General features: G+C 68.2%; 14 protein-coding genes. 4 read left to right on the plus strand and 10 right to left on the minus strand.

Annotated elements, in window-relative coordinates; all coding sequences use genetic code 11:
• The first annotated feature begins 16 nt into the window (after positions 1-16).
• The gene (locus ACAM42_RS19455; RefSeq protein ID WP_369629073.1) at positions 17-853 is read left to right on the plus strand and encodes a metal-dependent hydrolase; all 837 of its coding nucleotides are present in this window, start codon (positions 17-19) and stop codon (positions 851-853) included.
• A 5-nt stretch (positions 854-858) separates the two neighbouring features.
• Here the strand turns inward: ACAM42_RS19455 and ACAM42_RS19460 are convergent, their stop codons facing one another.
• The 8 genes from ACAM42_RS19460 to ACAM42_RS19495 all read right to left on the minus strand — a co-directional run bounded on the left by ACAM42_RS19460 (position 859) and on the right by ACAM42_RS19495 (position 8,389).
• A complete protein-coding gene (locus ACAM42_RS19460; protein WP_070060930.1) occupies positions 859-1,452 on the minus strand; it encodes a hypothetical protein in 594 nt (197 codons plus the stop codon).
• A 226-nt stretch (positions 1,453-1,678) separates the two neighbouring features.
• Positions 1,679-1,927 carry a hypothetical protein gene (locus tag ACAM42_RS19465; protein WP_056580179.1) on the minus strand — a complete coding sequence of 83 codons (249 nt, stop codon included), beginning with the start codon at positions 1,925-1,927 and terminating at the stop codon, positions 1,679-1,681.
• Positions 1,914-2,282, minus strand: coding sequence for a hypothetical protein (locus ACAM42_RS19470; protein WP_062473079.1), 369 nt, complete (start codon positions 2,280-2,282; stop codon positions 1,914-1,916). The genes ACAM42_RS19465 and ACAM42_RS19470 overlap by 14 nt, the downstream gene beginning before the upstream one ends.
• 17 nt (positions 2,283-2,299) lie before the next feature.
• On the minus strand, positions 2,300-3,211 hold the full coding sequence (locus ACAM42_RS19475) for a hypothetical protein (protein ID WP_369629074.1): 912 nt from the start codon (positions 3,209-3,211) through the stop codon (positions 2,300-2,302).
• Complete coding sequence (locus ACAM42_RS19480) at positions 3,195-5,114, minus strand: iron-containing redox enzyme family protein (protein WP_369629075.1); 1,920 nt, start codon at positions 5,112-5,114, stop codon at positions 3,195-3,197. The genes ACAM42_RS19475 and ACAM42_RS19480 overlap by 17 nt, the downstream gene beginning before the upstream one ends.
• Before the next feature lie 4 nt (positions 5,115-5,118).
• Positions 5,119-6,060, minus strand: a complete 942-nt coding sequence (locus ACAM42_RS19485) for a fatty acid desaturase (protein WP_369629076.1) — start codon at positions 6,058-6,060, stop codon at positions 5,119-5,121.
• A complete protein-coding gene (locus tag ACAM42_RS19490) occupies positions 6,041-6,814 on the minus strand; it encodes a sterol desaturase family protein (protein WP_095950217.1) in 774 nt (257 codons plus the stop codon). The genes ACAM42_RS19485 and ACAM42_RS19490 overlap by 20 nt, the downstream gene beginning before the upstream one ends.
• A gap of 9 nt (positions 6,815-6,823) precedes the next feature.
• Positions 6,824-8,389, minus strand: a complete 1,566-nt coding sequence (locus ACAM42_RS19495; RefSeq protein WP_062473093.1) for a phospholipase D family protein — start codon at positions 8,387-8,389, stop codon at positions 6,824-6,826.
• A gap of 131 nt (positions 8,390-8,520) precedes the next feature.
• Between ACAM42_RS19495 and ACAM42_RS19500 the strand changes: the two genes are divergently transcribed.
• Both ACAM42_RS19500 and ACAM42_RS19505 read left to right on the plus strand, forming a co-directional pair.
• The gene (locus ACAM42_RS19500) at positions 8,521-9,078 is read left to right on the plus strand and encodes a peroxiredoxin (RefSeq protein ID WP_095745539.1); all 558 of its coding nucleotides are present in this window, start codon (positions 8,521-8,523) and stop codon (positions 9,076-9,078) included.
• Between the two features lie 55 nt (positions 9,079-9,133).
• Complete coding sequence (locus tag ACAM42_RS19505) at positions 9,134-10,567, plus strand: aldehyde dehydrogenase family protein (RefSeq protein ID WP_062473096.1); 1,434 nt, start codon at positions 9,134-9,136, stop codon at positions 10,565-10,567.
• Positions 10,568-10,591: 24 nt separating this feature from the next.
• Here ACAM42_RS19505 and ACAM42_RS19510 read toward each other — a convergent pair whose 3' ends face one another.
• Together ACAM42_RS19510 and ACAM42_RS19515 are read right to left on the minus strand one after the other, a co-directional pair.
• Entirely contained in the window at positions 10,592-11,518 is a 927-nt protein-coding gene (locus ACAM42_RS19510) for a ZIP family metal transporter (protein ID WP_369629077.1), read from the minus strand.
• Positions 11,519-11,537: 19 nt separating this feature from the next.
• Entirely contained in the window at positions 11,538-12,176 is a 639-nt protein-coding gene (locus ACAM42_RS19515) for a superoxide dismutase (RefSeq protein WP_369629078.1), read from the minus strand.
• 251 nt (positions 12,177-12,427) lie between these two features.
• Here ACAM42_RS19515 and ACAM42_RS19520 point away from each other — a divergent pair, with 251 nt between their 5' ends.
• On the plus strand, positions 12,428-13,717 hold the full coding sequence (locus ACAM42_RS19520; RefSeq protein WP_369629079.1) for a serine hydrolase domain-containing protein: 1,290 nt from the start codon (positions 12,428-12,430) through the stop codon (positions 13,715-13,717).
• Positions 13,718-13,733: the final 16 nt, after the last annotated feature.

The following is a 13,733-nucleotide window of genomic DNA, read 5'->3' on the forward strand; positions in this document are numbered from 1 at the left end:
CAGGAATTGCCACCCCATGACCGAACTCGTAGTCCGCCGCCTGCTGATCGACCTGCAACCGCCCTTCTCGCGCGACTGGTGCGGCGGCGATGCGTTTTCGACGGCTTTCTTCAACGCCCTGTCGATGAGCTTCCCCTTTGGCGAGCAGTTCTTCATCGACGCCGTGCGCGACGCCATGGCCACGCTGCCGCCCGAGGTGCAGGAACGCCACCGCGCCGACGTGCGCGGCTTCATCGGCCAGGAGGCGACGCACCGGCGCATCCATTCGCTGTTCAACGCGCACCTGGAGCAGCAGGGCCTGGTCGACCGCTGGACCGAGCGCGCCAGCCAGCGCATGGAACTGATGGACGGCGCCGATCCGCGCCACGCGCTGGCCGTGACGGCCGCCACCGAGCACTTCACGGCCATGTTCGCCGAGTGGCTGCTGGCCCGCCCCGAGATCCTCGACGGCGCCGAGCCCCGGCTGCGCACGATGTGGCTGTGGCACAGCGCGGAAGAGCTGGAGCACAAGAGCGTGGCCTTCGACATCTACAAGGCCGCGGGCGGCTCCGACGAATGGCGCACGCGCTGGTTCCGCCGCGTGACGGTGATGTTCCTCGGCGACCTGATGCGCCAGACGGTCGACAACCTGCGGCATGAAAAGCAATTGTGGAAGTGGGCCACCTGGAAGAGCGCCGCGCGCATCCTGCTGGGCCGCGGCGGCCTGCTGCGGGGCAATCTCGCGGGCTGGCGCCAGTACCTGCGCAGCGACTTCCACCCCGACCAGCAGGACAGCAGCCTCTCGGCGCGCTGGCTGGCCGACAACGGCGCGCAGTTCACGCCCGTGGGCACGCCTGCAGCCACGTCGGCCTGAGTTCGTCAGTAGATGCTGGCGCGGTGCGGGCTCAGCGCGCCCGCCTGCGTCGGCTGCCCGTCGGCGCGCAACGTGAGGTCGTGCAGCGTGTCGAAATCGGACGGCGCATCGGGCACGCGCATCACCACTTCGAGTTCGTGCATGGACGCCACCCAGCGGCCGGCCGGCGATTCGGCGGGCTCGTCATTCGCGAACACGCCGTCGCGGATGTAGAGCGTTTCGCCTTCGGGGCGTTCGCCGTGCAGCTCGATCAAGCGTGCGATCGAGAAGTTGTAGGTCACGAGTTTTTCGCGTGTGCGGCGGTCCTTGCCGCCGCAGTTGAACGAGCCCTCGGCCGCAATCACGATGCAGGAGCCGTCCACCCCGCCGTCGATCGCGATCTCGTTGCCCGAGCGCCAGATGGCGTTGGGCAGGCGCACGCGAACCTTGTCGATCACGAGGTCGCGTTGCTTGTTGAGGGCACCCAGCGGCGGCACCAGCGAGCGCAATTGGCGCAGGCGCTCGGCGAAGTTGTCGTCCATGAGGAATTCGACGTGGTGCGTGGCGCTGCCGGACGAACGCTTGACGACCTGCATGACGACGTGACGTGGCTTGTTCACAGCTCAGGCCCTCCACGCAGAGAAAAATCCACGCCCGCTGCGGGGCACCGATCGCCTTCTTGCTGGATTTGAGTGGTCATCGGCTACAAATTAGAACTTTAGATTAAATGCAATTACTTGCATCATTTGTGTCCAACTGTATATCGATTGCGACCGGGATGGAAGGCAATCGACGACATGCCGATGAGGCCATGTCGCCAACGCGACGCGGCGCCGTGCTAGGCGCTCAGCTCGACGATGCTTCGGCCTCGAGGGCCTCGTCGAGCGCCTTGCACGAAGGCGCGCAGACGGTCTGCGACTTGCCCAGCACCTGGCGCGTGCGCAGCTGCGAACGCACGCGGTGCTTGCCGCACATGAAGCAGGACATCGTGGCCCCGCTGAACGACGCCGAGGCGCGGAACGGAGAGCCCGGCGCCTTCGATTTGTAGCGCAGCCCGTCCGCCACCACTGCCGTTTTCACTTCACCCTTGGCCATGCATCTTGTCCTTGTTCGATTCGTCACCGCGCATGGCGCGGGCAATGGCTTCCCTGGCTGCGCCTTCGGCGGCCAGGGAAACGTCCAGCGCCGAGCGGCAAAGGCCGGCGTGCTGGTAATTCATATTTTCGTAGACCTCGGAGGCGGCCGGATAGGCATCGAGCAACTGCCCCAATTCGGCACCGGGCTCGACGTCTTCGAATTCATGCACCAGGTGCTCGACCACCGAGCGGTACTGCTCGGCACCAACCGGCACGGCGCTGTGCTCAAGCCTCTCCAGCAGTTGAGCCAGCACGTGGGTCACCGCCAGATCGGTCTTGGGGGACGGATTTCGGGTCGTGTTCATGGTTTGCATGTGGGGACAGCATACCCCTATGCAAGGGGCGGGTCGCGCGGAAGTGTCTCTGTCGACATGGCTTCCTGCGCAGCGCGCATGCGCTGGAGCAGGCTGTGAAGCATTTCGGTCGACAGGCCGTGGATCACCAGCCGGTGCCCGGCCCGCAAAGTCGACAGTGGCACCAGCGGATGCTTGTTGTTGACCAGGATCAGGTGCTCCGGCGCGTTCAGGATCGTCGCCGCGTAGATGCCGATGGTTTCGTCCAGTTGCAAGGAGTTGGCGGCGCGCCAGAAATCGTTGTCGGTCAGCATCAGCTGGTACAACGGCGTGAACAGCTCGATGGCGCTTTGCAGGTCGAGAAAATTGAGCTTGCCCTGGGGCATGTCTTCCAGCCGCAACGCCGGCGGCTGGATCATCGAGAAATCGACCTGCTCGGCCTTGCACAGCGCCAGCCCCTTGTCGCGCAGCGCCGTGTTCAGCCGGATCACGAAGTTGAACAAATTCAGGTCGTGCTTCAGGAACATCTCGTCCTTCAGCGCGTCGATGTCGGCCGGTTCCAGCGGCGACGTGCCCACGGGCGCGGGCGAGTTGCGCCCGATGAAGGCCAGCACCTGCGAGCCCAGGTGAAAGTGCCGCAGGATCAGCCAGTTGGCCTCGGGCGACACGAAGCGCTTGAGCCCCCACGCCAGGAAGCGGTGCAGCAGCATCGAGTGCGACCAATTGCGCGGCACGAACACCTTCACGATCTGGATCAGGATGATCGTCAGCCGCGCGATCGGGCGCAGGAACGGCAGCAGGTACTGGCGCGAGGCCGCGCTCGAGTCGGCCAGCCACGCGGCCTTCACGTCGTCGGGCAGCGGCGTGCTCTGGTCGAGGTACAGCGCCAGCCAGGGGCTGGGGTCGCGCTCGTCGTGGGCTTGCTTCAAAAACTCAGGCGTTCGATCCATGGGGCATTCGCTCAGTGATGTGCTGGAACTGCATCAGGTACAGCGCCGCCGTGTGGCGCGCGGTGTCGGCAATCTGGCGGGCGGCGCGGGCCTGCCCTTCCACGGCCATCACCATCTCGACCGCGGCGAGCCAGCGGTTCAAGTGGTGCTCGTCGTTGTGGCCGTGGTACTCGAGGAAACGGAACGCATCGGGCGGCAGCTTCAGGCTGGCCTTGAGCAGCGGCAGCAGCGCCGGCACGATGCGCTGGCCCGTGCCTTCGATGATGTAGATCGCGCCCAGGAGGCCGATCGGGTCGCGCGTGGCGGCCAGGCCGTGCAGGTAGGCGTTGAGCGCCTCGCCGCCGGGGTTGCGGCGCAGTTCGTCGATCGATTCGACCGTGCCGCCGGCCTTGCGGTAGTCGCTGAAGAGGATGTTGAAGTCGTTCTGCTCCTCGCCCGCGTGCACGTCGATCAGCGACGACAGCATGCGGTACGGCTCGCTGAGCGAGGCGGCGCCTTCGCGCATCCACAGGCTGCCTTCGCGCACCTGCGGCACCCACTGCTCCATCCAGTTCAGGTAGTCGGGCACGGCAAAGCGGCGCTCGCGGATCTGGCGGATCAGCGGCGTGCGCCACACGCGCGAGCGGTAGTCGTGCCAGATGGCGGCCAGCTCGGTGAGCAAGGCGCCCAGGCCTTCGGGCGCGGCGGCCGGGTCGTGCGGGGGTGCGATGACGAGGTCGTCGTCGGGCGTCACCGCCGCCGCGCGGGGCGCGATCACGACGGGCGCCGCATCGACGGCTTCGACCTCGAGCAGCATGTACGCCGCCATGAAGCGCCCCGACTCCGGCACGTAGCAGAAGATCTGCTCGCCCGGCTTCAGCGCCTTGGTGTGCAGGAACTCGGCCAGCATCACGAGGATCGATGCCGCGCCGGTGTTGCCGCGCCACGCCAGGTTGCTCCACCAGCGCTCGCGCGGAATCGCCAGGTCGGCCTTGGCCATCAGGTCTTCGACCACCGGGATGAATTTTTCCGACGAGTAGTGGCAAAGGAAATGGTCGACCCGCTTCGGATCGACCCAGCCGTCGCGCACCAGGCCCGCGTACTCGTGGATGCCGATGTCGAACAGGTGGGGCAAGAGGCGGATGTCCTGGCGCAGCGACAGCGCGCCGGCCGCCTCGGCCTCGGCCCACGAGCCGAAATCGAGGTGTCCGCGCGCACGGTCTTCGGTCAGGCCCAGCTGCATGCACACCGGATAGTCGCCCGAGAAGGCGCGCTGGTGCACCCACTTCAACTTCAGGCGCAGCCCCGGCTTGCCAGCCAGCGCGGGCGTGCCGTCGGACAGCAGCAGCGCGCCCGCGCCATCGGACAGCATCCAGCGCAGGAAGTGCGAGTCGAAGTCGGTCTCGTAGCCGCGCGCGGCAAAGCGCGAGCGCTTGAACAGGCGCGACGGCATTTCGCTGGCCACCGCCAGCGCCGAACGGTGCGCGCCCAGCTCGATGCCCTGCGCCGCCGTCTGGATCGCCGACACGCCGGCCGCGCAGATGCCGTGCACCGAATGCGTTTCCATCGGCTGCGCCGCCAGCTCGCCCTGGATCATGTTGGCGAAGCCGGGCATCAACGTGTCGCCGCCCGAGGAGCCGCTGGCCAGCAGCGACACGCGCGACAGCTCGGCGCCGCTGCGCTGCAGGCAGTCGCGGATCGCGCCGGCCGCCAACTGCGCGTTGGTGTGGCGTGTCACGCCTTCTTCGTCGATCGCGTAGTGCCGCGTGAGGATGCCGTTCTCGGCCAGGATGCGGCGCTTGATGCGCTCCGACATGCGGTTGAGCGGCGCGATGTACGCGTCCATGCGGTCGTTGGGAACAGGCTCGCCGGGCATGAAATAGCCGGCGCTTTCGAGGTACACGCGTTGGAATGAAACGGGCATGGGTTCAGGCAATAGGTGAATCGGGAGGCATCAGCGAGCGGCTGCGAAAACGCGGCCACACGGTCCCCAGCACGAAGACGCGCACCATGTAGGGCACCAGCCCGCCCTCGTTGAGCGCGGGTGCCACCTGCGCGCGGTAGCGCGTGTGATGCAGGTGCGTGAGCTCGGACCAATGGGCATGCGGGTTCTCGTGGTGTGCGGTGTGCAGGCCGATGTTGAACAGCAAGGGGTTCACCAGCCCCTCGAAATTGCGCGCGTAGTTCAGCTGGCTACCGCGGGTATCGCCGGGTGCCTCCTTGCGCGGCGTCTTGCGGCCGTCGGCGTGCGCGTGCTGCAGGTAGTTGGTGGCCAGCAGCCAATGCAGACCGTGCAGCTGCGGCACGATCACGAACAGCAATGCCTTGCGCCAGTCGATCGCCAGCAGCACGCTCCAGCTGGCCAGCCACAGCGCGTACTGCGCCATGCAGTAGCGCCAGGCGCCGCGGTGGTGCCGGTGCAGCCGCGCGAGCCAGCCGAAGAACAGCGGCGTCAGCACCCACACGGCCTGGAACGGGTGCAGCAGGTAGCCCCACAGATGGTTGGTGTCGCCGCCGAAGCGGTAGGTGCGCGCCACGTCCTTCGGCCCATGGCGATGGCGGTGGTGGTTGGCCACGTGCGCGGGCCAGAAGACGAAGGTCGGATGGCCCTGCAGCAGCGTGATCCAGAAGTCGGTGAGCCGGTTCATGCGCCGCCCGCGCCACATGCGCAGGTGCACGTGGTTGTGGTGGATCACGCCGATGCCGAGCGTGAGGAACAGCATCAGCGCATACGGCACCACCTGGAAACCGTGCACCCACTGCCACGCCGCCAGCGCGGGCAAGGCGACGAGGTACGCCAGGCTTTGCCAGTCGCGCCAGTGGCGCAGCCGCGGCAGCCGATGGCGCGCGTCAGGCCGTCGTGGCGCCATGCTTCTTTCGAAACGCCTGGAACAGCGGCTCGGCCGCATCGGCCGCGATGCGCGTGCGGAACAGCCGGTCCATGAAGGTGAACTGGAAGCCGTAGTTGCCGTTGTGCACGGCATGGTGCAGGTGGTGACGGCGGCTCGCGGCGAACCAGTGGCTGTACGACACGCCGGGCACGAAGTCGTAGTTCGAATGCCCGACGCAGTTGAAGAACAGGCTGAACACCGGCACCGACGCCAGCGACCAGAAGCTGAAGTCGTGCAGCACCATCGGCAGCAGGATCACGTTGCCGAGCATCAGCGCCTCGATCGGATGAAAGCTGTAGGTGGCCCATGGCGTGGTCACGAACGAGCGGTGGTGCGGCCCATGAAAACGCCGCAGCCAGCGCGTGTGCAGCAGCCGGTGGTTGAGCCAGAAATGCACGTCGTTCCACACCGCGAGCACGAGGATCTCGATGCCGATGCGGCGCCAGCCCGCGTCGGGCTCCAGTCGCGCCCAGCCCAGCTGCAGCAGCCCCCACGGAAACACCATGCCCAGCCCGAAGATCAGCACCGAGATGCCCGACTGCGTGAGCTCGCGCCGCAGCTGGCCGGGCTGCAAGGGCCGCGGATCGAGCGCGCGCCCGATGCCCAGCGCCGGCAGCACGCGCTTCGTGAGCAGCCAGGTGAGCGCGCCGAAACCCAGGTAGATGCCGCCGAAGAACAGCAGGCCCCACAGCATGACCTGCGGAGCCGAAAGAGAAGTGAAGGTCTGCGCCATCCCCCGAGGCTACAACAGCATCTCGGGCACCAGCGGGGAGATCAGGGTGTTGTACAGGCGCTGGAAGAAACCCGACTCGGGTTCCGAGGTGAGGATCACCTCTTTCTCGCCGTCGTTCGTGAGCCATTCGAGCGTGCCGCCCTCCTTCGACAGCCGCAGCCGGTACGAGTTCTGCAGCTTGCTCACGTGGATGATGCGCAGCATCTCGCGCGCCAGCTGCGGGTTGTCGACCACCACGCCCATCTCGGTGTTCTGGCTGGCCGAGCGCGGGTCGAGGTTCATCGAGCCGATGAAGATGCGCGTCTTGTCGATGGCGGCGGTCTTGGCGTGCAGCCGGCCCAGCGAGTTGCCGAAGCTGCCGAAGCGCATGCTCGCGGTGGTGCGCTGCGGGCTCAGCTCGTACAGGTCAGCGCCGCCTTTCAGCAGGCGCTCGCGGTAGCGCGCGTAGCCGGTGTGCACCAGCGGCTCGTCGTTGGCGGCCAGCGAATTGGTCAGCAGCGTGAGCTTGACCTTGCGCTTGGCCAGGTCCTCGAAGGCGGCCATGCCGCGCTCGCCCGGCACGAGGTAGGGCGAGGTCAGGTCGACCTCGGTCTTGGCGTCGAGCAGCAGCGCCCAGACCTTCATCGTCACGCTGGTGGCAATGGCGTCCTCGGCCGTCAGCGTCGTGGGCTTGGAGGGCGGGTCGGCGATGGCGCGCGCCTCGCCCCACAGCAGGCCCATGCGGCCGCCGTCGAGCTCTTCGGCGATGGGGCCGTAGCCGAGGATGTCGGAAGGCGGCAGCACGACCTTCGGCGGCGGGCCCGACATGCCGATCTCGGCATCGAAGGTGGCGGCGCCGGCCTCTTTGCGCACGATCTCGGCAATGGGCCAGATCTGGTCGCTGTTCCAGTAGGCGTCGAAGATGCTCTCGAGCTGCGGCACCACCTTGCCGACCACCAGCGCGTCCATGTCGATGAAGTTCTGCGCCTCGCTCAGCACGAAGTACTCGTCGGCGATGTTGCGCCCGCCCACCACCGCCATCGCGCCGTCGGCAATGAAGAGCTTGTTGTGCATGCGGTGGTTGAGCCGATGGATGTCGAAGATCGACACCACGAAGCGCGACAGGAACCCGTCGCGCGCGCAGCAGAACGGGTTGAACAGGCGCACCGACACATTGGGCGTCTCGGACAGCGCCAGCAACAGCTGCTGGCTCTTCACCGTGTACAGGTCGTCCACCAGCACCCGCACCTTCACGCCGCGCGCCGCCGCCTCGCGCAGCGTGCGCAGCAGCAGCCGGCCGGTGGCGTCGTTCTCGAGCTGGTAGTACTGCACCACCAGCGAGCGCTCGGCGCGCTGCGCGAGCTGCAGGCGCGCGTCGAGCGAGTACACGCCCAGCGGCATCAGCCGGAAGCCCGAATGCTCGCCGGGCGGCGTGGAGGCCGCGACGATCTTCGCGAGCGCGGTGCCCGGGTCGGCGGCGGCGGCGTGTTCGGCCGGGCGTTCGCGCGCCGGCGGCAGCGAGCCGCACGCGCCGAGCAATGCCAGCAGCACGCCGGCCAGCGCCGTGCGCAGAAGAGATCGGGCCCAGGCGTTCATGGTCGGGTTCCTCTTGTCGTTGTGGATGCCACTGCCCTGATGTACGCCGGTCCTCCCGCGGCGGTTTCAACGGGGCCCATTTTGCGAAGCGTCGTCCTAGAATTCGATTCACTTCGCTTCGGAGTTACATCATGGCCCGATCGCTCCTTTTGCGCACCGCTTTGTGGGCCGCGGCCCTCGCCGCCGGGGTACCCACTGCCCACGCCGCACTCGACATCGGCGACCCGGTGCCCAAGTTCACGGCCACGGCCGCGCTCGGCGGCAAGACCTTCCGCTACTCGCTGGCCGAGGCGCTGGCCAAGGGGCCGGTGGTGCTGTACTTCTTTCCGGCGGCCGACTCCAACGACTGCTCCATCGAGGCCCACGCCTTCGCCGAGGCGGTCGACCAGTTCGCCGCGCTGGGCGCCTCGGTGATCGGCGTGTCGGCCGACGACATCGACACGCTCTCCAAGTTCTCGGTCAAGTCGTGCCAGAGCCGCTTTCCGGTGGCCTCCGACCAGGGCAAGACCGTGATCCAGGGCTTCGATGCGCTGATGCAGACCCGGCCCGACTTCGCCAACCGCCTGTCGTACGTGATCGCGACCGACGGCAAGGTCGCCTACTACTACCAGAACCTCAACCCCGACAAGCATGTCGAGCGCATGCTGAACGCCGTGCGCGCGCTGCCCAAAGCCACCGCGGCGAAGTAAGGCGGGCCGGCCGGGGCGCCACGCGCGGGGCGGGCTTCGCGCAAAATCTCGCCCCATGCAGCTCAACTACATCGCCAACGCGGACGTTCCCTCCGCCTCCGGCCGCACCCTCCCCGTCATCGACCCGTCGGACGGCCAGCCTTTCGACGAGATCCAGCGCAGCAACGCAGCCGACATCGACGCCGCCGTGCGCGCCGCGCGCGACTGCTTCGAGGGCGTGTGGCACAAGGTCAGCGCCGCCGACCGCGGCCGCCTGCTCTTCAAGCTTTCGCAGAAGATCGCCGAGCACGTCGACGAGCTCGCGCTCATCGAGCAGCGCGACTGCGGCAAGCCCGTGAAGCAGGCCCGCGCCGACGCGGTGGCGCTGGTGCGCTATTTCGAGTTCTATGCCGGCGCCTGCGACAAGCTGCACGGCGAGACCATTCCCTACCAGGACGGCTACAGCGTCTTCACCTGGCGCGAGCCGCACGGCGTCACGGGCCACATCATTCCGTGGAACTACCCGATGCAGATCTTCGGGCGCAGCGTGGGCGGCGCCCTGGCGGCCGGCAACGTGTGCGTGGTGAAGCCCGCCGAAGACGCCTGCCTCTCGCTGATCCGCGTGGCGCAGCTGGCGGCCGAGGTCGGCTTTCCGGCCGGCGCGCTCAACATCGTGACGGGCTACGGCCATGAGGTGGGCGACGCGCTCGCACGCCACGAAGGCATCGACCACATCAGCTTCACGGGCAGCCCGAAGATCGGCACGCTGATCCAGCAGGTGGCGGCCGAACGGCACTGCCCGGTCACGCTCGAGCTGGGCGGCAAGAGCCCGCAGATCGTGTTCGCCGACGCCGACCTGGACGCGGTGATTCCCGTGGTGATCAACGCCATCGTGCAGAACGCCGGCCAGACCTGCTCGGCGGGCTCGCGCGTGCTGATCCAGCGCGACATCTACGAGCCCCTGCTCGAGCGCCTGGGCCACGCCTTCGAAGCCCTGCGCGTCGGCCCCGCGGCAATGGACCTCGACGTCGGCCCGCTGATCCGCCAGACGCAGCAGCAGCGCGTGTGGGACTTTTTGAGCGATGCGCAGCACGCCGGCATCCCGATGGTGGCGCAGGGCGTGGTGGTCGAGGAAGCGCCCGAGACCGGCTTCTACCAGGCCCCGACCCTGCTGCGCGACGTGCCCGTGGGCCATCGCCTGGCGCAGGAAGAAGTGTTCGGCCCCGTGCTCGCCGCGATGCAGTTCGCCGACGAGGACGAAGCCGTGGCGCTCGCCAACGCCACCCAGTTCGGCCTCGTGGCCGGCGTCTGGACGGCCGACGGCGCGCGCCAGTTCCGCATGGCCCGGCGCGTGAAGAGCGGCCAGGTGTTCATCAACAACTACGGCGCGGGCGGCGGCGTCGAGCTGCCGTTCGGCGGCGTGAAGTCGTCGGGCTACGGGCGCGAAAAGGGTTTCGAGGCGCTGTACGGCTTCACGACCCTGAAAACCATCGCCGTCAAGCACGGCTGAGGCTGACGACGCCGCGCCCGGGCGTCAGCCCAGCGCGGTGTCCAGCAGCATCATCAGCACGAAGCCGATCATCAGCCCGCTGGTCGCATAGGCTTCGTGCCCCTTGCGGTGCGATTCGGGAATGATCTCGTGGCTGATCACGAACAGCATCGCACCCGCCGCGAAGCCCAGCCCCCAAGGCAGCAGCATCGCCGAATGCCCCACCACCGCCGCGCCGAGCACGGCGCCCAGCGGCTCCACCAGCCCCGAGGCCATGCCGATCAGCACCGCGAACAGGCGGCTGTAACCCGCCGCCAGCAACGCCACGGCCACCACCAGCCCCTCGGGCACGTCCTGGATCGCGATGCCGGTGGCGAGCGCATCGGCGCGCACGCCGTTGTTGGCCGCGTAGCCGACGCCGATGGCCAGGCCCTCGGGCACGTTGTGCAGCGCGATCGCGAACACGAAGAGCCAGGTGCGGCGCAGCTGGCGCCCGCTCTGCCCTTCGCGGCCCTTGATGAAGTGCTCGTGCGGCAGCACGCGGTCCATGGTCATGAGCACCAGGCCGCCCAGCAGGATGGCCGTGCCGATCACGCCGCCGGCCGCCCAGTCGCCGCCGCCGAAGACGCCGATCGACTTGGCGGCGTCCAGCCCGGGAATGATCAGCGAGAAGGCGCAGGCCGCGAGCATCACGCCGGCGCCGAAGCCGAACAGCGTGTCCTGCAGCTTGTCGGGCAACCTCTGCGAGAACAGCACCGGCAGCGTGCCCAGCGCGGTCGCCAGCGCCGCCACCGAACCGCCGCGCAGCGCGTTCCACACCAGCGGGTCGGCGCGCACGAAGGACCAGAACTGCGACGCCAGCGCCAGCGCGCCGGCCGCGACGATGGCAAAGCCGATCCATTCGCGCACCGAGCGCGGCGACCTTGGCGGCGGCGCTGTGGCCACCGTGCCCTGCAGCTGCGTGTCGTTCATGGGCGGGCTCCTCTTCGGCTCATCGGCCGCCGGTCGCGGCGGCATGGCGGCGGGCCACCTCGGCCCAGTTCACCACGTTGTAGAAGGCCGCGATGTATTCCGGGCGGCGGTTCTGGTACTTCAGGTAGTAGGCGTGCTCCCACACGTCCAGGCCCAGGATCGGGGTCTTGCCCGAGCCGATGCCGCGCATCAGCGGGCTGTCCTGGTTGCCGCTGCTTTCCACGGCCAGCTTGTCGTCGGCACCGACGACCAGCCAGGCCCAGCCGCTGCCGAAGCGCGTGAGCGCGGCCTTGGTGAAAGCGTCCTTGAAGGCGTCGAAGCCGCCCAGGTCGGTGTCGATGGCCTGCGCGAGCGCGCCCGAAGGCGCCCCGCCGCCACCCTCGCCCACCGGGGCCATGACGGTCCAGAACAGGCTGTGGTTGGCGTGGCCGCCGCCGTTGTTGCGCACGGGGGCGCGCAGCGCCTCGGGCAATTCCTCGACACCGGCGATGAGGGCTTCGACCGGCGTGTCCGCAAGCGGCGTGTCTTTCAACGCCGCATTCAGGTTGTTCACGTAGGTCTGGTGGTGCTTGCCGTGGTGAATCTCCATCGTCTGCGCGTCGATGTGGGGTTCGAGCGCGTCGAAGGCATAGGGCAAGGCTGGCAGGGTGTACGGCACGGTTCGGAAGCTCCTTGTTGGAAGAGAGCCCTTTGCGTGGTGCTTGTGCTGCGTACTCAGGCGTTCAAATGATAGTAATTCTCATTGTCTGCGTCAAGATATCGGCGCCATAGATGCCGCCAATCGGCCAGCTCGTCGCGTGCCGCCCTGCGGCCCATCCGCCGATACACTGCCCCGCGACCGGTTCGCACGGACGGCGTCAAGACCGTCCTGCCGGTTCCATCCATCCACCACCGACGGAGACAACACGCATGACCTTCCTGAAGCGCCGCGCCCTGGTGCGCACGGCCCTGCTCGGCCTGAGCCTCGCCCTGCCGCTGCTCGCCACCGCCCAGTCGCTGCCCACCGCCCGGCCCGAGTCGGTGGGCCTGTCGGGCGAACGCCTGCAGAAGCTCACCGACGTGCTCAGGGCCGACGTGGCCGCCGGCAAGATCCCCGGCGCGGTGCTGCTGGTCGCTCGCCAGGGCAAGGTCGCGTGGTTCGAACCGGTCGGCAAGCTCGACGCCACCGCCGGCACGCCGATGCCGCGCGACGGCATCTTCCGCATCTACTCGATGAGCAAGCCCATCACCACGGTCGCCGCGATGATGCTGGTGGAAGACGGCCGCATGAAGCTGGACGACCCCGTCGCGATGTACCTGCCCGAGTACGCCCGCATGACGGTCGGCATCGAGAAGCCCGGCACCGACGGCAAGCCGGTGCTCGAGACCGTGCCCGCGCGCCGCCCGATCACCGTGCAGGACCTCATGCGCCACACCTCGGGCCTGACCTACGGCTTCTTCGGCCCGGGCCTCGTCAAGCAGGCCTACAACGCCGCCAACCTTGCGGAAGGCGATCCGACCAGCGCCGAGTTCTCGCAGCGCCTGGCCAAGCTGCCGCTGGCCTACCAGCCCGGCACGACCTGGGACTACAGCTACTCGACCGACATCCTGGGCCGCGTGGTCGAGGTGGTGTCGGGCCAGTCGCTGTACCAGTTCGAAAAGGCGCGCCTGTTCGACCCGCTGGGCATGAAGGACACCACCTACTACGTGCCCGAGCCGGCGCGCCAGCCGCGCATCGCCGAGCCGCTGCCGAGCGACCGCAGCTTCGGCGTGGGCGCCGACCTGAACGACCCGCGCATCGTGCGCAAGTTCGAGTCGGGCGGCGGCGGGCTGGTGTCGACCGCGTCCGACTACGCGCGCTTCCTGCAGATGCTGCTCAACGGCGGCACGCTCGACGGCACGCGCTACCTCGGCCCGCGCACGCTGGCGCTGATGACGACCGACCATTCGAACGCCGGCGCCGGCATCGTGCCCGGCCCGCTGTACCTGCCTGGCCCCGGCTACGGCTTCGGCCTGGGCTTCGCGGTGCGCCGCAACGACGGCGAGGCGCCCTACCCGTCCGGCGGCGGCGAATACAACTGGGGCGGCGCGGGCGGCACCTACATGTGGGTCGATCCGAAGAACGAGCTGTTCGTGGTGCTGATGCTGCAATCGCCCAAGTACCGCACCCACTACCGAAGCCTCGCGCGCAACATGGTCTATGCAGCAGTGCTGAAGTAGCCCGCATGGCGCGCGG

The sequence above is a fragment of the Variovorax sp. V35 genome, assembly GCF_041154465.1.
GTDB classification, from domain to species: Bacteria; Pseudomonadota; Gammaproteobacteria; order Burkholderiales; family Burkholderiaceae_C; genus Variovorax; species Variovorax boronicumulans.

Coding starts and splice junctions, on each gene's coding strand:
- ACAM42_RS19455 (WP_369629073.1), top strand. CDS start 17: ATGACCGAACTCGTAGTCCGCCGCCTGCTGATCGACCTGCAACCGCCC.
- ACAM42_RS19465 (WP_056580179.1), bottom strand. CDS start 1,927: ATGGCCAAGGGTGAAGTGAAAACGGCAGTGGTGGCGGACGGGCTGCGC.
- ACAM42_RS19470 (WP_062473079.1), bottom strand. CDS start 2,282: ATGCAAACCATGAACACGACCCGAAATCCGTCCCCCAAGACCGATCTG.
- ACAM42_RS19475 (WP_369629074.1), bottom strand. CDS start 3,211: ATGGATCGAACGCCTGAGTTTTTGAAGCAAGCCCACGACGAGCGCGAC.
- ACAM42_RS19480 (WP_369629075.1), bottom strand. CDS start 5,114: ATGCCCGTTTCATTCCAACGCGTGTACCTCGAAAGCGCCGGCTATTTC.
- ACAM42_RS19485 (WP_369629076.1), bottom strand. CDS start 6,060: ATGGCGCCACGACGGCCTGACGCGCGCCATCGGCTGCCGCGGCTGCGC.
- ACAM42_RS19490 (WP_095950217.1), bottom strand. CDS start 6,814: ATGGCGCAGACCTTCACTTCTCTTTCGGCTCCGCAGGTCATGCTGTGG.
- ACAM42_RS19495 (WP_062473093.1), bottom strand. CDS start 8,389: ATGAACGCCTGGGCCCGATCTCTTCTGCGCACGGCGCTGGCCGGCGTG.
- ACAM42_RS19500 (WP_095745539.1), top strand. CDS start 8,521: ATGGCCCGATCGCTCCTTTTGCGCACCGCTTTGTGGGCCGCGGCCCTC.
- ACAM42_RS19505 (WP_062473096.1), top strand. CDS start 9,134: ATGCAGCTCAACTACATCGCCAACGCGGACGTTCCCTCCGCCTCCGGC.
- ACAM42_RS19510 (WP_369629077.1), bottom strand. CDS start 11,518: ATGAACGACACGCAGCTGCAGGGCACGGTGGCCACAGCGCCGCCGCCA.
- ACAM42_RS19520 (WP_369629079.1), top strand. CDS start 12,428: ATGACCTTCCTGAAGCGCCGCGCCCTGGTGCGCACGGCCCTGCTCGGC.